General features: G+C 44.4%; 24 protein-coding genes and 1 other annotated feature (1 of these 25 cut by a window edge). Of the genes, 7 read left to right on the top strand and 17 right to left on the bottom strand.

All coding sequences use genetic code 11. The features are described 5' to 3' along the window. Positions 1-94: a binding site (T-box leader), on the bottom strand (it extends 122 nt beyond the left edge of the window). Between the two features lie 68 nt (positions 95-162). From H540_RS0105340 to H540_RS0105330, 3 genes are all read right to left on the bottom strand, one after another. Continuing rightward, positions 163-1,353 carry an MDR family MFS transporter gene (locus tag H540_RS0105340; protein ID WP_028399750.1) on the bottom strand — a complete coding sequence of 397 codons (1,191 nt, stop codon included), beginning with the start codon at positions 1,351-1,353 and terminating at the stop codon, positions 163-165. A 162-nt stretch (positions 1,354-1,515) separates the two neighbouring features. Further along, on the bottom strand, positions 1,516-1,668 hold the full coding sequence (locus H540_RS0105335; RefSeq protein WP_028399749.1) for a hypothetical protein: 153 nt from the start codon (positions 1,666-1,668) through the stop codon (positions 1,516-1,518). A gap of 18 nt (positions 1,669-1,686) precedes the next feature. Further along, positions 1,687-1,950, bottom strand: coding sequence for a DUF2524 family protein (locus H540_RS0105330; protein ID WP_028399748.1), 264 nt, complete (start codon positions 1,948-1,950; stop codon positions 1,687-1,689). Between the two features lie 143 nt (positions 1,951-2,093). On the opposite strand from H540_RS0105330, the gene mnmL reads away from it, so the two are divergent. Together mnmL and mnmM are read left to right on the top strand one after the other, a co-directional pair. Further along, positions 2,094-3,047 (top strand): tRNA modification radical SAM protein MnmL/YtqA, encoded by a 954-nt coding sequence (gene mnmL, locus H540_RS0105325; protein WP_028399747.1) that lies wholly within the window; start codon positions 2,094-2,096, stop codon positions 3,045-3,047. Beyond that, complete coding sequence (gene mnmM / locus H540_RS0105320; protein WP_028399746.1) at positions 3,044-3,616, top strand: tRNA 5-(aminomethyl)-2-thiouridylate-methyltransferase MnmM; 573 nt, start codon at positions 3,044-3,046, stop codon at positions 3,614-3,616. Before mnmL ends, mnmM begins: the two co-directional genes overlap by 4 nt. A 24-nt stretch (positions 3,617-3,640) precedes the next feature. Here the strand turns inward: mnmM and H540_RS0105315 are convergent, their stop codons facing one another. Then, a complete protein-coding gene (locus H540_RS0105315; protein WP_028399745.1) occupies positions 3,641-4,696 on the bottom strand; it encodes a tetraprenyl-beta-curcumene synthase family protein in 1,056 nt (351 codons plus the stop codon). Positions 4,697-4,701: 5 nt separating this feature from the next. Further along, positions 4,702-5,490, bottom strand: a complete 789-nt coding sequence (locus H540_RS0105310) for an alpha/beta hydrolase (RefSeq protein ID WP_028399744.1) — start codon at positions 5,488-5,490, stop codon at positions 4,702-4,704. A 70-nt stretch (positions 5,491-5,560) separates the two neighbouring features. Here H540_RS0105310 and H540_RS0105305 point away from each other — a divergent pair, with 70 nt between their 5' ends. The 5 genes from H540_RS0105305 to H540_RS0105280 all read left to right on the top strand — a co-directional run bounded on the left by H540_RS0105305 (position 5,561) and on the right by H540_RS0105280 (position 9,054). Beyond that, the gene (locus tag H540_RS0105305; protein WP_028399743.1) at positions 5,561-6,079 is read left to right on the top strand and encodes a gamma carbonic anhydrase; all 519 of its coding nucleotides are present in this window, start codon (positions 5,561-5,563) and stop codon (positions 6,077-6,079) included. A gap of 142 nt (positions 6,080-6,221) precedes the next feature. Next, positions 6,222-6,761, top strand: a complete 540-nt coding sequence (locus H540_RS0105300) for a phosphatase PAP2 family protein (protein ID WP_028399742.1) — start codon at positions 6,222-6,224, stop codon at positions 6,759-6,761. A gap of 17 nt (positions 6,762-6,778) precedes the next feature. Further along, the gene (locus H540_RS0105295; protein ID WP_028399741.1) at positions 6,779-7,921 is read left to right on the top strand and encodes a glycosyltransferase family 4 protein; all 1,143 of its coding nucleotides are present in this window, start codon (positions 6,779-6,781) and stop codon (positions 7,919-7,921) included. A gap of 131 nt (positions 7,922-8,052) precedes the next feature. Further along, positions 8,053-8,265 (top strand): hypothetical protein, encoded by a 213-nt coding sequence (locus H540_RS0105290; RefSeq protein WP_028399740.1) that lies wholly within the window; start codon positions 8,053-8,055, stop codon positions 8,263-8,265. Positions 8,266-8,610: 345 nt separating this feature from the next. Further along, entirely contained in the window at positions 8,611-9,054 is a 444-nt protein-coding gene (locus tag H540_RS0105280; RefSeq protein WP_028399738.1) for a PH domain-containing protein, read from the top strand. A gap of 102 nt (positions 9,055-9,156) precedes the next feature. On the opposite strand, the gene H540_RS0105275 is transcribed toward H540_RS0105280, so the two are convergent. From H540_RS0105275 to H540_RS0105220, 12 genes are all read right to left on the bottom strand, one after another. After that, positions 9,157-9,351 carry a hypothetical protein gene (locus tag H540_RS0105275; protein ID WP_028399737.1) on the bottom strand — a complete coding sequence of 65 codons (195 nt, stop codon included), beginning with the start codon at positions 9,349-9,351 and terminating at the stop codon, positions 9,157-9,159. Further along, entirely contained in the window at positions 9,344-9,868 is a 525-nt protein-coding gene (locus H540_RS0105270) for a Rieske 2Fe-2S domain-containing protein (RefSeq protein ID WP_028399736.1), read from the bottom strand. The genes H540_RS0105275 and H540_RS0105270 overlap by 8 nt, the downstream gene beginning before the upstream one ends. A 26-nt stretch (positions 9,869-9,894) precedes the next feature. After that, positions 9,895-10,437, bottom strand: coding sequence for a 4Fe-4S dicluster domain-containing protein (locus H540_RS0105265; protein WP_028399735.1), 543 nt, complete (start codon positions 10,435-10,437; stop codon positions 9,895-9,897). Positions 10,438-10,451: 14 nt separating this feature from the next. After that, a complete protein-coding gene (gene fdhF, locus H540_RS0105260; RefSeq protein WP_028399734.1) occupies positions 10,452-12,575 on the bottom strand; it encodes a formate dehydrogenase subunit alpha in 2,124 nt (707 codons plus the stop codon). A 10-nt stretch (positions 12,576-12,585) separates the two neighbouring features. Then, positions 12,586-13,743 carry an MFS transporter gene (locus tag H540_RS29040; RefSeq protein WP_081415021.1) on the bottom strand — a complete coding sequence of 386 codons (1,158 nt, stop codon included), beginning with the start codon at positions 13,741-13,743 and terminating at the stop codon, positions 12,586-12,588. Positions 13,744-14,303: 560 nt separating this feature from the next. Then, positions 14,304-14,993 (bottom strand): Crp/Fnr family transcriptional regulator, encoded by a 690-nt coding sequence (locus H540_RS0105250; protein WP_028399733.1) that lies wholly within the window; start codon positions 14,991-14,993, stop codon positions 14,304-14,306. Positions 14,994-15,009: 16 nt separating this feature from the next. Further along, entirely contained in the window at positions 15,010-16,020 is a 1,011-nt protein-coding gene (locus tag H540_RS0105245; RefSeq protein ID WP_028399732.1) for a ThiF family adenylyltransferase, read from the bottom strand. Between the two features lie 5 nt (positions 16,021-16,025). Then, the gene (gene moaC, locus H540_RS0105240; RefSeq protein WP_028399731.1) at positions 16,026-16,514 is read right to left on the bottom strand and encodes a cyclic pyranopterin monophosphate synthase MoaC; all 489 of its coding nucleotides are present in this window, start codon (positions 16,512-16,514) and stop codon (positions 16,026-16,028) included. A 16-nt stretch (positions 16,515-16,530) separates the two neighbouring features. After that, positions 16,531-16,764 carry a molybdopterin converting factor subunit 1 gene (gene moaD / locus H540_RS0105235; protein ID WP_028399730.1) on the bottom strand — a complete coding sequence of 78 codons (234 nt, stop codon included), beginning with the start codon at positions 16,762-16,764 and terminating at the stop codon, positions 16,531-16,533. Beyond that, entirely contained in the window at positions 16,764-17,213 is a 450-nt protein-coding gene (locus tag H540_RS0105230; RefSeq protein WP_028399729.1) for a molybdenum cofactor biosynthesis protein MoaE, read from the bottom strand. Before H540_RS0105230 ends, moaD begins: the two co-directional genes overlap by 1 nt. Positions 17,214-17,508: 295 nt before the next feature. Then, a complete protein-coding gene (moaA, locus tag H540_RS0105225) occupies positions 17,509-18,528 on the bottom strand; it encodes a GTP 3',8-cyclase MoaA (RefSeq protein ID WP_028399728.1) in 1,020 nt (339 codons plus the stop codon). Between the two features lie 27 nt (positions 18,529-18,555). Further along, on the bottom strand, positions 18,556-19,857 hold the full coding sequence (locus tag H540_RS0105220; protein ID WP_028399727.1) for a NarK family nitrate/nitrite MFS transporter: 1,302 nt from the start codon (positions 19,855-19,857) through the stop codon (positions 18,556-18,558). Positions 19,858-19,877 lie beyond the last annotated feature (20 nt).

Here is a 19,877-nt window from a genome sequence, read left to right as displayed (position 1 = left end):
AGGCGAGTTCGCAACGAAACGTGGATTGACTTGCACCAAGCGTCAACTCTCTGAGCCAGTTCTGTTTGCTACTACTCCTTGTCACTGTTGTTAATACATATAAATTGCTTACAGTCTATTCTAAAACATGTTGTTTGTTACGTCAAACTGTCCTGGAAAAATTCATGCTGCAATTTTTTGTTCGATTGTTTCTTTCGCTTTGAGTTTTCGGTCGTAGATGCTTGCAGCTACGATAGATATCATCAGCATAGCCAATATCGCCATAAACAATACTTCTATATTAAAAGCATCTACAATCAAACCGCCGGCCCATGGTCCAAACATTCTTCCGCCAGTGGCAGCACTGTTCACCACACCTTGATAAAAACCCTCTCTCCCTTGCGGCGCTAAGTTATTCGCAATAGTAGGAACTGCAGGCCATACGAACATTTCTCCGATTGTTAAAATAACCATTCCCGTCATAAACAATTCAAACTGTTCAGCTTGTGCTACAACCGTAAAGGAAACCATAAAGATGATCGTACCAATGATGATTTGCTGTTTTAGAGAGCGGTTCAGTTTGCGTATAATTGCAGAAATAAGAGGCTGTGCTAATACAATTAAAGCTCCATTCACTGTCCACAGTAGACTGTAGGATCTTAAGCTGATTTTCAAATCCTGCATATGCGATGCAATTGTACCTTGCCATTGTACATAAGCAAACCAGCAAATAGCGTATGCACAGCACATGACCAGTAAAGCTCTGAAGAAAGGCGTCAACTTCCATACTTTCTTTTCTTTTTGCATTTCCGCTTTTTTCTTTATTGTAACCTGCATATTTTTGAATCCGATAAACACAATTACAAAGAAAACAAAGTATAAAGCGAGATTTGCAAGAAAAATATAATCAATACGATAAGACGCCACAAGTCCTCCAAATGCCGAGCCCAGAGCGACTCCTACATTTTGCCCTACATACATAGCATTGAAGGCACGTCGTCCGCCTTCTGGCCAAACTGCACCAATCATCGCATACATAGATGGGAATACCACACCGGAACCTAGACCAATTAAAGCAAGCCATAAAACATATAAAGGCCATCCATGGAAAAATACAAGCCCTACGATAGAAAATAACGTAATGATAATACCGCTTAAAATAGACTTATAGCCGCCCAGTTTGTCGAACATAATACCGCCTGCGATATTTCCAATTATACCTGCCAACGAATTTATCATAAGTGCCATCCCCGCTACGGAAAGCGACTTCCCTAGATGATTATGAATATAAATTGTGTTAAAAGGCCACAAAAAAGAAGAGCCCGTAACGTTGATAATCATTCCGATAACTAGTAACCATACTTTTCTCGGCACCCTTCTCCCTCTATTCTTTTATATATTTCTATAAAATCGCACAAAAACACCATTATGATTTTAGACCTTTTCGAAGTGCTTAGCAACGGAAAAGGATTGGAAAAAAACGCATAAATAAACCCCTGAATCTCTATGGAAATACAGGGGTTTTCTCATTTTTAATCACTGATTAGACTGCTTCGATCTCTGCGGTTGACCCTTTTTCGCATTCTTCTGTTTAGCCTGCACTACAGGATCAAATTCGTTTGAAAATTCTTGGTTATGCCCGTTTTGTGTTTTTTGCTCTGGATTATTCATTTTAGAACGCGTTGCCATATTTGTTCATCCCTTCTTTTAGTGAGGTGTCGTAGTCATTTGATGCTGCAAATGACGCAGCTGCGAAAGCGTGCGATCGATGCGCTCGCGCTGCTCTGAGTTCGCGTTGTGCATCATTTTTTCTAAAGCAATTGAAGCTTGTTCGAGCTGCAATTGCGCATTCGAGTATTCCATATCGTTGTAGTGTTCTTGTCTCATTCCGAGTTCCAATTGCTCTTGGCTGCACTTCATCGCTTGCACTGCATCATCAATGCATTGATCTAACGAGTAACGATCTGTCATGCGAATCCTCCTCATTGTTCTTATCGCATTTATTGTCCCCAACAATGCAAACTCTATGAGCAAATGTTATAATGTAATGTGCTTTTTGAAATTTGACATTCGTCCATATTTCATATAGATACGCTTACACAAGGAGAGAAACGATGGAGAATCCATTTATTTATTCAAATGACAATAAACGTTACCATACATGGAACTACCACCTGCGCCAGCAATTCGGCGAAAAAGTGTTTAAAGTTTCGTTAGACGCCGGATTTGACTGTCCGAACCGAGACGGCACCGTTGCGTTCGGCGGCTGTACATTCTGCAGCGCTGCCGGTTCTGGTGATTTTGCGGGGAACAGCGCTGAAGATGTGATTACGCAATTCCATAAAATCAAAACAAAGATGCACGAGAAGTGGAAGGACGGCAAGTACATGGCGTATTTTCAGGCCTTCACAAATACGCATGCTCCTGTTGAGGTTCTGAAGAAAACCTTCGAACCCGTTTTAGAGCAAGAAGGCGTAGTCGGCATTTCGATTGCGACACGCCCGGACTGCTTGCCGGACGACGTTGTAGAATACCTCGCAGACCTAAATAAACGCACATACCTCTGGATCGAACTCGGTCTGCAGACTGTTCATGAACGCACTGCTCTTCTCATCAACCGCGCCCACGACTATCAAACATATGTGGAGGGCGTGGAAAAGCTGCGCAAGCATAACATTCGCGTTTGCTCTCATATCATTGACGGGCTCCCGCTTGAGAACTACGACATGATGATGGAAACGGCTCGTGAGGTTGCGAAGCTCGATATTCAAGGGATTAAAATTCATTTGCTTCACCTGTTGAAAGGAACGCCGATGGTAAAACAATATGAAAAAGGAATGCTTGAGTTTTTGTCACTCGAGGATTATGTCAGCCTTGTGGTAGATCAGCTGGAAATCATTCCGTCCGACGTAATTGTGCATCGCGTTACAGGCGACGGTCCACCTGATTTAATGATCGGTCCGATGTGGAGCTTAAAGAAGTGGGAAGTTCTGAATGCGATTGACGCAGAATTTGTGCGCCGCGGCAGCTGGCAAGGGAAATTTGCCAAAACGGTGAAACAATCATGAAGCTGGAACGCATTTTGCCGTTTGCCCGTACGCTGCTTCAAAGGGCCGTTCAACCTGGAGATTATGCAGTTGACGCAACGATGGGAAACGGACATGATACTTGTTTTTTGGCTGACTTGGTTAGAGACCACGGCAAAGTATTCGCTTTTGACATTCAACAGCAAGCGCTCGAAAATACAAACCTTCGCCTGGAAGAGCAGAAGCTCGCAAGCCGCGCGTCTTTGTTTCATGCAAGTCATGATGAGTTGCTGAACTGCCTGCCCCTAGAAGCGCACGGTAAAGTGACAGGTGCCGTCTTCAATTTAGGCTACTTGCCGGGCGGAGACAAAGAGATTGTAACAAAGCCGAATTCCACCATCTCCGCCATCAAACAGCTGCTTGAAGTGATGGCACCGGAAGGCATCATTGTGCTCGTCATTTATCACGGGCATGCGGAAGGACAAATCGAGCGTGATGAAGTTATTGAATTTGTCACAGGCCTCGATCAAAAGCATGCGCACGTATTGCGTTACGAGTTCATCAATCAAACAAATAATCCGCCGTTTATTATCGCGGTTGAAAAAAGATAAAAAGCCTGGGCAATCCAGGCTTTTTTATGCTTTCTTCCGGTACATCCTTCCGTTCATATAGAAAAAGTAGGAAGTAAGTCCTCCATATTTCACAATACGCTTCGCCATTTTCTGCATATCCTTTTGCTCGTTGACTTTTTTATCGGATAAATATACGCCTAGCAAGCCCCTGCTGATTAAACGGTGGAACTTTGCGTGCGGCAGTTCCTTTACATTCCGGTCCGTTTCCTTCACGAAATGCTTCAATCGCTCTAACGTTTCTTCGCTGTTTTGGTAATAGCTGCAGAAATTCAAATCGCCGCCGAGACGGTCTTCTTCTTGGTCGATGAAATAGTCCAGCAAAATGTGCAGACCTTGCAGGTAAGGGAAGTAGCCTTTTTTGATTTTCATAATGTGCAGTTCGCTTAGCTCGCTATGAAAAGAATATGCGACAAGGCAGAAAATGCCCAGCGTAGAACCGGCACAAGCTGAAAACTCGAACCAGCGCATAGCAGGAAGCTTTGCTTTGTGCGAGTTGAACCAGCTTTGCAGTCTTTTCTCCCTTTCATTAAGCTCTACATGCTTATGTACTTGCAGGTCGCAATAGTAACGAGCAAGCTCATGAAGGGATGGTGCAATTTTTGGATAGTGCTTCGCTTTTTTCAATACATCCTGACATGCCGCAACAAGCGCATGCAGGTATCCGCCGTCGTCTTGGTCATCTCGATATCGGTAGTAATTCTCGGGCATAGCAGATGGTGTAAGCGCATGAAGCATGGATTCATGCAGCGCCTCAAAATCATAAGGGTCTAAAGATGTGCTGCGGTCGCACAGATTATCCAAATAGTCGCTGATCGTTTGATAAGCTACAACAAATTTAATGCTGTCACGCTTATGTTCTCCGGCAAGAAGAGAGAGAATGCCGCCGCCTTCGCAATGGAACGTTTTATGCTCAATGCTTGCCAGCGCCTGTTTACGCAGTTCTTCATTCGGGATTTGCTTCGCCTGCTCCGCCCAATATGCCAGCTCCTCATGCACAAGCGGCATGACCCCCTTATACACTTTTGCCATAAGCGTAACAGGGTTCGTTGGTACTTTCACATCCATCACCTCTGCTTCATTAAATGTGCTTCCGCGAAATGATACGCAAGCGCGAACACTTCATTTTGCTCGTATTCACTAAACAGCTCATGATAACATTTCTCCCATTCTTTGTAAGCCTTATCGTTAATGTTTAGCTGATCGAACCACTTTCGCACTACTGTCTTATCTACAATTTTATCCTCACATGCCTGCATCAGCAAAAGTGGCACATTCGGAAATTTATCTTGATGCTTATAAGCGTTCTTTATTCCTTTCACTAATTCACTATACCATCTTACCGACACTTTTCGCAGATATAACGAATCGTTCTCCATTGCATCTCGAATTTCTTTGTTGCGCGTCGCCATTTCCACTGTTAAATTAGAAGCCACCAACAGTTTCGGCGCTACAACGTTGAGCACTTTGGATGCAACTCTTAAATAAACAGGCGGCTGCGATAATACACCTAAGCAAGGTGAACTCAAGATCACTCCGTCCACTTCCATTCCCGTTTCCTGCAGTGTCCGAATAACAATGAGCCCTCCCATGCTATGTCCGAGCAGAAAAAGCGGCAATTTATACGCTTGTGCTTCTTTAATCCACACTTTTACTTCTTCTATATACTCATCAAAATGATTGATATGCCCTCGTCTTCTTGAGGTGGTACCGTGGCCGGGCAAGTCTCCCATCACAACATGATAACCTTTTGACGTCCACATATCCGCAAGCGGCAAATAGCGGCCGTGATGCTCCATGGCCCCGTGAACGATAACTATCGCCGCTTTCGCTTCTTCTGCTTCCCGTTTCCGCATGATAAATCCCCCTATTATTTTCCTGTATATGCTACACTAAGAATAATTTAAATGAAAGGCGGTTTTCTTTATGTTATATCCGTTCAAAGACAAAACCCCCCGCATTGCGGACAGTGCCTTCATCGCCGATTATGTTACCGTTACTGGCGACGTAACGATCGGCGAGCAATCGAGCATTTGGTTCAACACAGTCATTCGCGGCGATGTTTCTCCGACGATGATCGGCGATCGTGTTAATGTGCAGGATCAATGCACGCTCCACCAAAGTCCTAAATATCCGCTCATTCTAGAAGATGACGTTACAGTTGGCCATCAAGTTATTTTACATAGCTGTACGATTCGCAAGAACGCTTTAATCGGGATGGGCTCCATCGTTCTTGATGGTGCCGAAATTGGAGAAGGCGCATTTATCGGCGCCGGCAGCCTTGTGGCCCAAGGCAAAAAAATCCCGCCGAATACATTGGCGTTTGGGCGCCCTGCGAAGGTAGTCCGCGAATTGACTGAAGAGGACCTGCAGGACATGGCGCGTATCCGCCGCGAATATGTAGAAAAAGGACAATATTATAAAGGATTGCAAAGCAGCAAGTAAAACAGGGCTTTTCCTGTTTTACTTGCTGTTTTTTTACATTTCCTTAGACTGCTCTTTACAATTTCTTATCACTGACTCAACAAACTCTTATTAAAATATAAATACAATTCCAAATATATTTCCATTAGGGAGGTGCTGCTGAATGATGTCAAAGTCAATCAGCGCCTTATACGAAATAGAGTGTTACATTTTAAAAGGGATTAACCGCCATTTTGAGCGAAAAGCATTAAATGCGTACTTCCGCAGTATTACGCATCTGGGAGGAGCCGCCTTCGCGATTCTCGCTGCCCTTCTTATGATACTCCTGTTCAAAGGCTCATTGCGCGATGTTGCTATAGCAAGCGCCCTTTCTCTTACTATCAGTCATATTCCGGTTCAAATTTGCAAGAAGCTCTATCCTAGAAAACGGCCGTATTTAATGGTTCACGGTACTAAATATCCTATTAATCCGCTTAAAGATCATTCTTTCCCTTCAGGACACACAACGGCAATTTTCTCTATTGTAATTCCATTTATTCTATACACGCCTACGCTCGCTTTCTTTCTCATTCCCATTGCACTCAGCGTCGGTACTTCCCGCATTTATCTCGGTCTTCATTATCCGTCCGACGTACTTGCAGGCATGTGTCTCGGAACGCTTACGGGCATCGTTTCCTATTATCAATTCATTCCGCTTTTATAAAGATGGGAGGCTTATGGATGAAAATTGCAATCTTTACAGACACTTTCACACCGCAGGTAAACGGGGTTGCGAAAACGCTGGAACGCTTTACGCAATACTTAGAGCACCACAATATAGAACACTACGTATTCGCACCTCAAAATACGGCAGAAGACAGCTTGATGGCAAACGTCAAGAAGATGAAAAGTATTCCGCTTGCGCTGTATCCAGAATGCCGTCTCGCCATTCCGAATCCCGTTTTCTTAAAACGGGAGCTGCTGCAATTTCAGCCTGACATTATCCACGTAGCCACACCGTTCAATATGGGGCTTTGTGGAATGTACTACGCCAAGAAACTGAACATTCCTCTCGTCGGCTCTTACCATACTGACTTCGACTCGTACTTGCACTACTATAAGATGGAGTTTTTCTCGAAGATGTTGTGGAATTACTTAATATGGTTTCACAGCTCACTGCAAAAAACATTTGTCCCTTCCTATGAAACATTAAAGCAGCTTAAAAGGAAAGGTTTTCGCGACCTTCACATTTGGAGCCGCGGCGTAGACTGCACGCTGTATCATCCAAATTATGAAGCGCAGGCTGTACGAGAAAAGTACAGCATTAAAGCGCAGCATATTCTCTCTTACGTCGGACGCATTGCGCCGGAAAAGGATATAGAAACTCTTACACATATCATAAAACAAGTAAACGCCAAACGGAAAGACTCTGTCCACTGGCTGCTTGTCGGAGACGGCCCGCTGGCGGAAGAATTGAAGGAGGCGTGCAAGGGAAACGTCACATTCACCGGCTATCTAAAAGGGGAAGAACTTGCACAAGTGTATTCTTCTTCTGACCTCATGGTGTTTCCTTCTCCGACCGAAACGTTCGGAAATGTGGTGCTTGAATCGCTTGCATGCGGCACCCCGGTCGTCGGAGCTAATGCGGGCGGCGTAAAAAACATTATAGCTGACGGGAAAACAGGCTTCTTATGCGAACCGAAACAAGCGGATCAGTTTGTCGCTTCTGTAGAATCGCTTCTCGATGATATCGAAACACGCAATCATATGAGACTTTATGCAAGAGAATATGCTCTGTCGCAAAGCTGGGAGCAAATTTTCGAGAATTTGCTTTGTCATTATGAGGATGTGATTCGAGCACCTCATGAAGAATTATTAGCCTAATATGCTTATGAATCTCCCCCACTTACCTTTTGCCTACGCCTTTCACACACTTGAAGTGGGGTATTACCTAATTTATGATAAAACCTCCGCTCTATTCGCACCTCACACAGCGAATGAACGGAGGTTTTATCATGTCTCTAAGGCGAATAACCGAGTGGCTGCTGCTTGAGCAAGCAGCCCACAGGCCGATATATGAAGCTTTGCTTTTTGTGGAGCACGCAAATGCACAGCGAATCGAGGAGAAGCAGGAAACCAAAATCGCACAAACGAAGTTGTACCTTTCCGCGATGGAAATGGTATATGAGAAGAAGTACAAAGAAGAAACCTTGGCAACCTCTTATTGAGCGGGCGTCATTATGTGCGGACGGAACTCATGATTTTTAAGAATTTGTACGGCGATATACAACATAGAATGACCATCGATGTACTTGAGAATATGCGGCCGTCCGACTGTGAAAAATGATACATACATCTTATTGCTTATCCGAAAACAGCAAAATAAAACGGGATGCTTTGTATACCGGGAATCTCTTTTTGTTTATGAAAGGAAATTCTTCTGTAAACAAGCTGTAACGAAAAAGAAAGATGTCTTCTCTTTTTTTGTTACATGAGATTTTGTAGGCTAATATATAGCGGTTAATCCGGCCGCAAATGAATTGACCTATAACGGCAATCCAAGGGGGGTATATATGAAATTCTCGGTAAAAAAGCATGCGGCTTTGACGGGTACATCAATAGCGTTGACTCCAATCGGACTCTTGCTTCTTGTGCTGGGCACAGGAGGAAGCAGCTTAATCAGGATAGCATGCATCGCCTTAGGAATCGTATGTGTGACGGCGGGCACTATCCTGCTTTGGGCTTTGAACCGTTCGTATCTCGAAATTACAGAAGAGCATTTAGTGAATCATTTCGGTCCCTTTAAGTCACAAATCAATTTGGAACGCATCACTGCCATTCGGTTCGTAAAAGACCCGGCAAGCGGCTTCGCTTGGACATTTCTGCGCATTCAAGTGATGCTGCATCCGCATAAGCAGGTGACAATTGCCCTGCCGGAGGATAAAAATGCTTTCATTATGGCATTGAAGCAAAAATGTCCGGATGCGGAGATTGCCTACATGCATTTCGGCGCATAATTTGTGGCCTTAAATCGTTTTGCAGCCAGACGCTTTTTGCATCACTTATTCTACTGTTTTTCTTATAAACCAAAGAAGCAAAGGCAACCGTGCCTTTGCTTCTTATTTTTTATATTCAAGCCTTTTCCATTGAAAGTAAGCGATTAGCGTGATAACCACACATATGATACTGATTATAGTTTGTCTAGTAACAACGTGATCTTCTCTTCCATAGAACGCTTCAATTGTGAATTGCAAGGAAACGACATTTACAATCAAAGCAGCTAAGATAACGAAGAACCATCCTTTCTTACTCATGACGATACTTCCTTCCTACCGCATATACCACACCGTTTTTTACTTCCAGTTCGATGAGCGGAAGCTCCCGTTGCGGCGGCCCCTCTACAGGATGACCTGTTTTGATATCGAAAAATCCACGATGACAAGGGCACATAAGAATATCACGCTCTTTTTCATAAAATACAGGGCATTGCAAATGCGTGCATTTATTGTTGTAAGCTACGAGCTCGCCATTTACAGTATGAACCAAAATAGCCGTATCACTTTCAGTCGGATAACTGAAGGTGACAGATTTTCCTTTCGGCAAGGAGGATAACTCTATTATTTTCACATGGGTCGGATCATCTTCTTTTTTCATGGCACCTGCGATTTGAAATGGGAGCGTCGCAATTCCGATGGCTACTGTTGCGCCAGTCATGGATTTAATGAATGCGCGGCGATTGTATTTCACATCGTCCACTCGCTTTAAATTATCTATTAAATTGCTCATATCATGATCCGTTTCTTCACGATGACGCTTTTTCTTTTCACTCATCTCGTTTTCCTCCCTTCTGATTAGGACTACTCTGTATATACACCGAAAAATTCAGGAACGAAATTCCACTTGTTTCCCTCTGAAGGCTTTTTGCCTTCGATTAAATTCATGCGGGCGCGGTTGCGGCGCAGCGCCTGCATTTCATCAAAATCAATGAAGCGAATCGCTTCGCTCGGACAAACAGACGCGCACATCGGAGGAATATCTTCTTTTGTACGGTCATAACACATATCGCATTTGTACATTTTGTTGGCTTCAAAATCGAATTTCGGAATGCCGAACGGACAGCCGAACGTACAATTGCGACAGCCGATACACTTTTCCTCCATAGCCGATAAAACGACGCCTTCTTTTGTAATCTGAATGGCGTTTGCCGGACACACGCGGGCGCATGCCGGATCTTTACATTGCATGCACATCATCGGAAACGTTTGCCGGCTTTCCATGAAATCAATGTATTCTACATAATTTCGTTCTTTATATTCATGATCGCCGCACTCCCGGCATGCCGCCTGACAGGAGCGGCAGCCGATGCAGCGTTCAAATTCCAAATACATCACTTTTTTCATCGGTTGTATCCCCCTTATGCCTTTTCCAGCTTCACAGCGCACACTTTAAACTCCGGCATGCGGGAAATCGGGTCAAGACATGGATTTGTTAACTGATTTACTGCCAACTCCTTGCCCCAATGATATGGTACGAATACCGTGTCATTTCGAATCGTTTTTGTAAGACGAACATCCAATTCCATATGACCGCGGCGCGTAACGAGCTTCACTTTATCACCGTTATGCAAATTATATTGAGCAGCCAGCTCAGGGTGCATTTCTGCGTACGGCAGCGGGCATTGTTCCATTAAGAAGTCAACGCGGCGTGTTTGGTTTCCTGAAAGGTAATGGAACACAACACGGCCTGTTGTAAGTATGTGCGGATACTCCGCTGTCGGTACTTCTCCTGGCTCCCTCCAATTGAATATACCTAAGTTCGCTTTGCCATCTGGGTTGTTGAAGCGTTCTTTAAACATTGTTGGGCTGCCTGGATGATCTTCAGATGGACATGGCCAGAATACCCCATCCTCTTTATCGATACGCTCCCAAGTTACGCCGTAATAGTCGGCTGGGCCCCCCTTAGATGCCACGCGGAATTCCTCGAAAATTTCATGCGCATCCTTGTAAGGGAAAAACTTGCCTTTGCCCATGCGCTCTGCGATGAGCTGCATGATTTCCCAGTCTGACTTGCTTTCGCCGAGCGAGTCGCGTACTTTGCGGATGCGGATGACGCGGCCTTCTAAATTGGTCGTAGTGCCGTCATCTTCCGCCCAAGAAGTGGCAGGAAGAACAACATCGGCAAATTCCGCTGTTTCTGACATGAAGAAGTCGCTTACGACCATGAAATCAAGTTTTTCAAAGGCTTTCCAAACGTGATTCGTGTTTGGAGCCGATACCGCAGGGTTGCTGCACATAACGTGCATCGCACGGATCGTTCCGTTATGCATTAAATCGAACATTTCATATGCAGATACACCCGGCTTCGGCATTTCCTCAGGCTGAATACCCCATACGCTCGATACGTATTTAACAGCCTCTGGATCGGTTAACTTTCGATATCCCGGCAGCAAATCCGCTTTTTGACCGTGCTCCCGTCCGCCTTGACCATTGCCTTGTCCTGTAAATGTTCCGCAGCCGGACGCGAATTTGCCGACCATGCCGCGAAGCAGCGACATCGTAATATACATCTGTACGTTCTCGACACCTTTGGATTGCTGTTCGACGCCGCGCGCAAACATCACGACGGAACGAGGAGACTGACCGAAAATATGAGCTGCCTTGATGAGCTTTTCAACAGCTATTCCCGTTATCATGGAAGTGTACTCCGGTGTACAATACTCAACAGATGCTTTTAATTCTTCAAAATTATTGCAGCGTTCTTCGACATATTTATAATCTACATATCCTTCTCTAATAAGAAGATGAATCATCCCTGCTGCGAGCGCTGAATCCGTACCGGGCTTCAAATCCAAGTGCACATCTGCTACGCGTGCAATCGGCACCTCGCGAGGATCGGCTACAATCAGCTTTGCGCCTTTATCCTTTGCCTTCCAGAACCATTGTGTGCTTGTCGGATGGCATTCCGCAGAATTCGAACCTGCAAGGAAAAAACAATCCGTATGCTCAAGATCTGGAACTGGAAGTGTCATACCGCGGTCAATACCGAACGTTTTGAGCATGCCCCCTGCAGCTGAACTCATACAAAAACGTCCGTTATAGTCGATATAGCGCGTTCCTAGTCCCACACGCGCATATTTGCCTACGAGATAGCATTTTTCATTCGTCATGGACACACCGCCGAATACGCCAACAGCATCCTTTCCATAATCACGCTGAATACGCTGAAAGTTTTCCGCAATATAGCTTAATGCTTCATCCCAAGAAGCTTCATGAAATTGTCCGTTTCTTTTAATTAAAGGCTTTAAAATTCGGTCGGGATGCTCAATTGTTTGGTATGCTGTTACACCTTTCGGGCACATCTTCCCTTTTGTCACAGGCCAATCGTAACGTGGCTCCACACCTGCAATTCTGCCTGTTTTTTCTTCTACCCGGATGTGCATCCCACACTGCATCCCGCAATAGCAACAATGTGTAGTAACAAGCTTTTCACCGGGCTTATGCAAATTTTTGACTCCTTCTTTCGTTATAAACTGACTCATCGTTTTCACCTCATCCTCTTGTCGTTACTAACTGCTCTTCTTTTTTTGCTTCATAAAAATCGTCGGAGCGCTTTTGACCGAATCCAGGAATATGAATGCCGTTCATAGTTTGAATTGGATCGTATGGATTCCCCTTTGGCCCCTCCATATTCAATTGCTTCATAACACGCATGCGTCTTCGGCATGATGGACAATAATCAGCCAAGTAGGAACCGTCCGCTAGCTGCAAATCGAATTGCTGCACCGCAAGTATTTCTTTTACATCCGAAATTTGAGCATCGTTGCTGTACGCATTCTTGCAGCCTTTACATGCTCTCGTATCCACCTTCACCACTTCCTGATAATTCATCGGAACCGCTGTCGCCAGCGGACGAATCGGCACGTGGAACAGCTTGCCGAATGGGAAATATACGAGAAAGATAACAACAGAAACTTGATGAACAAGGGTTAAGTAATGATGAAGAAATCCGCCTAGCAATACATATGAAACTGTTAAGGTGAGGCCTGTTACAGCCGCTCCGAGCAATAAAAGCAGCGGTAAGATATCAAACTCGAAACGCTGCGTTACCCGAACATCCTTGTTAATCGTCCGTCTGATGAGCGCCATTGTCGCCCCAATTAGAAGCATCATGGCAAAGATGTTCAAAGAGTTGTACATAAACTCTGCGATAATGCCATGCGCCTGAATTCTCGCCACCTGATGATTCATGAAAATAACGCCGTACGTGTTGGAATCGATTAAGCTGAACCGAAACAATCCGAACGTTAAGCCGAACGTGAAAGCAAAAGAACCAATACATCCCCAAGCAATTAAAAAATGCTGCAGGCCACGGTATACACCGCGTTTGAATATAAATTTCTGCAACAAGATGTTATTCACAAAAGTTTTCAAAATAGAAGCGATATTTCGCTTCGTGCGTTTCGTATCCTTTAAATTTTCTAAGCTTCGTTTCATCACTTGATGCGTTGCCGGTCTGGCAAACCAAAAGCAGACGCGGATGGTCATGCCAACGGCAAATACAAGAGATGACAGCAGATAACCGAGTGTAGCCAAATCAATATGGACGAACCGATCTGTCGAATACCAAACAGTACATACAAGAACAATTGTGATGAGAAACGAATAAAAGCGCGCTTTTGAATAAAACCTGCGCTCTATCATATCCATTACGTTCCCTCCTTCTCTAACTCTTCACTGTCTTCATTATAAAATCAGGTTCAAAAATTAAGTGTGACGCACATCACAAATACATTTGACAATGTTATGACACTTAAGAAAAGTGGAATCGGCTCGCTTAGGTGCAGAACCTTAGAGTTAGACAGCAAAATAGACTGGTATAGAAAAAACGTAATTCATTCTTCGATTGACAGATGATATTTTCTTGCCTTCGTTGTGCCTGTATAAGGCATATCCATTGCAATCAGCAATTTTTTTGCGACTGAATCTGAGGACAGGTGTAAAAAATCTCTTAACTGTTGATTTGTAATTGTTGATTGAAGGAAGAGTGCGCAGTCGTTTAAAGAAAAGAGATGAGCGTCATTAGAGGAGAAGGAACAGCGGAAACAATTCCACTTCCCCCATCTTCTTTCCATGGGAAGATAGAAGCAGCTTGGACGAGAAATAATTCGGCCAATTTAGAGGATAATCCGGCCAACTATAACAATAATTCGACCAGTTTGAGTAATAATCCCGCCAACTGCAAAAAACAGCTATCGCATGATAGCTGCTTACTCGATATTACAGTAGGACACAGGGCAATTTTCACAATTGATTGCACTTTTCAAGTAATCTAAATCATGGATCATGATTTTCCGGCCTTGAAATGAAAGAATGCCCATCTGTTTTAAATCGTTTAAAGCGCGATTGACACTCTCTCGTGTCGTAGAGCTGAAATTCGCCAAATCTTGGTTTGTCACTTGTGCATTTAACAAGATACCGGCTTCTGTTTTCACCCCGTAGCTATTGGACATGCGAATCAAAGTGGAGTATAGCGCACCCTTTTTTCCGTACAGGACGAGATCTCGAAATTTCGTATGCTGCTTGCGGATATGCTCTGTCAGCACCTTCATAAACTCTACTGCAAATTTCGGATTTGCTGTCACTTCTCGTTCAATCGCTTCATTTTTGATAACGAGCACTTCGCTGTCTTCGAGTGCCAAAGCGCTGAATAAGTATTTTCCATTATCTGAGAAGACCATCAACTCTCCCATAATCGAATGGGCGCCGCATAGTCTAAGACAAAGCTGCTTTCCGTCTCCGGACAGCTTGTTGATTTGAAATTTCCCTTTCAGTACAACGAAAAATCTATCCCCATCCTGTCCTTCCTGGAACAAATACGTTCCTTTTTTCACCTTGACCGTTTGATAGGCTAGCTTAGCAATGTGCTCCACACTTTCAGCACTTAAAACATTTGGCATCTCGTTCCCCCCCTTGCTACCCGAAGTATTTTTGATATAGAGATCGAGCCTTGACACTATCCTTTGTTCCATGAACAAGTACGCGTCCGTCTCGGAAAAGCACAACCCGATGCTCTTCTAATTGTGTAATGGCGAGATATGGATTCATTTGAATCGGCTGATTGATGCGCTCCATATGCTGCTTTAATTCCTCAAAGTCAAAAGCATGGGATTGACGAAGCTGTACCGTATCTCTGCCGCATAACACCGCGGCCTTTTGGCCCTCTTCATACAGAGCTGGATATGCACGCATGTCTCCGCAAGACGGGCACGCCTCATTCTTCATCTTGCCCGTGCGCAAAAACATATGATCGTTATTCCAAACGTCAAATATAACTAAAGAATGACGAACTGCTTTTTCATTTCCGGTCAGCAGCTTCAGCGCTTCCGCCGTTTGATAGGATATCGTCATGGTAATGGCAGGGCCAATGACGCCTACAGTATCACATGTTAAACTATATGCCGGCAGCTTTGGCAGCAAACAGCGAAAACAAGGCGTTTTCCCTGGTATAATGGCCATAGAAAGACCGTAGCTGCCTGTGCACGATCCAAATACCCAAGGGATACTGTATTTTTGCGATGCATCATTAATAAGAAGGCGCGTTTCAAAGTTGTCTGTGCTGTCTATTATCACATCTATGCCGCCGGAACAGAATTTCTCTAGCTGTTCGGCATTCAAATCCATTACATAGCCCTTAATCTCGACATCACTGTTAATGCTTCTAAGTCTCTCCTGAGCAGCAATTGCTTTAGGCATCCCCTCTGCCGCATCTTTTTCGGTGTACAGCTGCTGACGCTGGAGATTGCTCCAATCTACATAATCACGATCTATAATTGTAATTCTCCCGACACCTGCCCGCGTAAGTACTTCCGCATTGCCGCAGCCTAACGCGCCTGCTCCAACAATAAGAACATGCTTATTCTGCAGTTCTGCTTGCCCCTGTTCTCCTATTGGCTGAAATAATATTTGCCGCGAGTATCGTTCCATATCTTTCACGCCTCTGCCCGTTTATAATCACCGCTTTTGCCGCCTGTCTTTGTTATGAGATAAGTCGGACCAATGGTAATGCTTTTATCGATTGCTTTGCACATATCATAAATTGTCAGCGCGCATACAGAAACTGCAGTTAAAGCTTCCATCTCTACCCCTGTGCTTCCTTTCGTTTTCACAAAGGATTCAATCATCAGTTCGTACTCTTCTTCTTTAGGCTCCCAGCGGAAAGAAAAATCAACGCCTGTTAATGCAAGAGGATGGCACATAGGAATGATATCTGATGTTTTTTTCGCCGCCATAATTCCTGCTACTTGCGCAACTGACAATACATCTCCTTTTTTCACTTCGCCTTTTGTCATTTTTTCATATACAGCCTGTGAAACGATGACACTCGAAGCAGCCCGCGCCGTCCGTGCCGTTTCATTTTTTTCAGAAATGTCCACCATGCGTGCTTTTCCATGTTCGTTAAAATGTGTAAATTCACTCATTGCCTATCTTCCTTTCTTAACCGCCGCTTACAGGAGGAATACATGCAACTGTATCTCCATCGTTTATCATATCATGGTCGTTCGCAAATTCTTCATTCACTGCAATCATAATGGTTCCTGCATCAGATAGACCGTATTCCGCTTCCATCATGCTCTTAAATTCCGCAACTGTCATCGCTGGCACAGCAAGCTTCAATTCCCGCTCTCCAATTTGTTCTTGTAAATGCGCAAACAATAACACTGTAATCATCATTCTACCTCCGGCTTGCCGTTTTCATAAGAGATCGTTCCCTGCTGATTGCCGATCCACAGCTCTCCATCTTCCCAATGCTCTTTCTTCCAAATCGGCACAAGCTCCTTGATACGCTCAATCACGTGACGATTCGCTTCATATGCATCATTCCGATGAGGAGACGATACGGCAATCACAACCGCCGCATCTCCAATTTCCAGACGCCCGACGCGGTGCACAATAGCTGATCTCGTTCCCGGCCAATTCTCTTGAATTTCATCCCCGATTTGCTTTAACTTTTTCTTTGCCATCGGTACGTATGCCTCATACTCCAAATAAAGCGTACATTTTTCGTTTGTTAATTCGCGCACTGTACCAATAAATGTGACAACCGCTCCCGCGTTTCGATGCATAACATGCTCAGTTACTGCTCCAATTGAAATGGGCGATGTTACGATATCATACATGCAAATTTCCTCCTTACCTATTCCTGCGGACCCGCACAATTTTCATAAGATTTGTACTCCTTCTATTATAACAACATCACTTGCAAGAATACGATACAAATGCGCTAATTCGCACATTCTCTCCTGAGCCTGATAACAGCTTCATATTATTACTCTCACTATAACGAACTGAAGCACAAAAAAGTGTGATGTTCATCACACTACCGCCCCAAATGTGATATTTGTCACGGATCTTTCATTTTTCGCTTGATGAAATAAAAAGAGCCGATCCGCACATGAACCAGCCCTTTTACATCTATCCGCCTATATAAGACATTTCAATTCTTTTTCTTTCTTTGCCCTTCTCATAATAAGAAGAACGCTCTTCGGAATAACGATCGTCCCTCTTTTCCCACGCTTGCTGTAAATATATGAGTATCTCTTCATCGGATGCCTCAGAACGAATGAGTTCTTTTAATGAAGCTCCCTTTTCCGCAAATAAACAAGTATAAAAATGTCCATCGGCCGAAAGCCGTGCTCTCGTACAGGAGGAACAAAATGCAGCGGAAACGGAGGAAATGAAGCCTATCTCTTTGTTTGTTCCAACATATTGATAACGCTCCGCCACTTCTCCAAGATAATGCGGATTCAGCGGCTCAAGCGGTGTTTCTTCATGAATCATGTCATGAATCTCCTTGCTTGCAACCACTTCATCGAGCTTCCAGTTATTTTTGGAGCCTGCATCCATAAACTCAATATATCGAAGCATAATGCCTTTTTCTTTAAAGAAGCGCGCCATCGGAAGAATTTGCGATTCATTGACGCCTTTTTTCACGACCATATTCACCTTCACTTCTATGCCGTTCGCCCTCGCTGCTTCCATACCCTCAATAATCGTTTCCGCCTGGATGCCCACCCCGTTCATTTTCATGAAAATTTCATTGTCCAATGCATCGAGACTGACATTCACGCGACCGACTCCAGCTTGCTTTAAAGCAGGCGCGAACTTCTTTAAAAGAAGCCCGTTTGTTGTAAGCGAAATATCCGGTACTCCGATTTGCGAAAGCATGGAAATTAACAAAGGCAAGTCCTTGCGAAGAAGCGGCTCCCCGCCTGTCAGACGAATTTTCTCCACGCCAAGAGCAACAAACAGTTTCGCCAAACGAACGATTTCCTCAAAGGTAAGCAATTCTTCTCGCGGCATAAAACAGGGCTGCGTTCTGAATTCATCGTTCGGCATACAGTAAATACAGCGAAAATTGCAGCGATCCGTTACGGAAATGCGCAAATCCCGAAGCGGGCGGCTGTGTATATCCCGCAGTTTTGTTTCCCTCATGCTGCGCGCTCCTTTCTATGCTTCATATTAACACTTCACCTCTGCGTTCTTACGTTGATAATAATACCAATTCAACAGGAAGGACACGATATAGAATCCGATAAAGTAATAGAATGCTGTTGCTGGCGTTCCTGTTGTATTCACAGACCAGCCGAACAGCTTTGGAATAAAGAAAGAACCATATGCAGCAAAGGCTGCAGTAAATCCGAGAACCGATGCCGCTTCCTTAACAGGGAAGATATTCGGAATCATTTGGAAGGTAGAGCCTGAACCGATACCTGCCGTCATGAATAATACCAGGAAAGAAACCAAGAAGCCGGTAAAGTTTTTATGCTGCAAGAAGATGATGACAGCGCCTGCGCCAACTGCCATAACGATCAGTGCCGCAGCTGTTACACGGGCGCCTCCAAACTTATCGGAAATCCATCCGCCGATCGGACGGAACGCGGCAGCCACGAAAGCCCCTAAGAATGCAAGCGCTACATAATTCGGAAACTGTGCCTTTAATAATAATGGAAATGCCGCAGAATAGCCGATAAAAGAACCGAACGTTGCAACATACAGCCAAGTCATAATCCAGGTGTGCTTACGTTTTACGATGATAAATTGCTCAGATACCGATTGCTTGGCATTTGGAATGTTATCCATCCAGAAAAATGCGACGACAGTTAAGATAAGAATAGGAATCACCCAAATGAATGCCGCGTTTTGCAGCCATAGCTGCTGACCACTTGCCAACACATGTCCATCTCCGCCGATTGCCGCAAATGTTCCCGTTGTAATAATAAGCGGTGTTACGAACTGTACAATAGAAACACCCATATTTCCTAAACCGCCATTGATACCAAGCGCGGTTCCTTTTTCTTTTTTCGGGAAGAAAAAACTGATGTTCGCTACAGAAGATGAGAAGTTTCCTCCGCCAAGTCCGCAAAGTGCCGCAAGCAGGAGCATAACAGAATACGGCGTATCAGGATTTTGCACTGCTATCCCGATTCCGACGGCCGGTATCGCAAGTACCGCAGTAGATAGCACTGTCCAATTTCGTCCTCCAATTGCTCCGACGCCAAATGTATAGCCAAAGCGCAAGGTCGCGCCGACAAGCCCAGGAATCGCTGCTAATGTAAATAATTGCTCTTGTGAAAATGAAAAGCCGATGTCATTTAATCGTACTGCCACAACAGACCAAATTTGCCAGACGATAAAAGCCAACATAAGAGACGGAACAGAAATCCATAGATTGCGTCTTGCGTGATATTTTCCTTCTGTCTCCCAAAAGGCTGGGTTTTCAGGATTCCAATCGGAACCGATTCGCCCCTTCTTTTTATCCATTTGCTGACCTGCTGCGGGTT

The organism is Ectobacillus panaciterrae DSM 19096 (assembly GCF_000430785.1).
In the GTDB taxonomy this organism is placed as follows: Bacteria; Bacillota; Bacilli; order Bacillales; family Bacillaceae_G; genus Ectobacillus; species Ectobacillus panaciterrae.
This window is presented reverse-complemented; position numbering and strand designations above follow the sequence as displayed.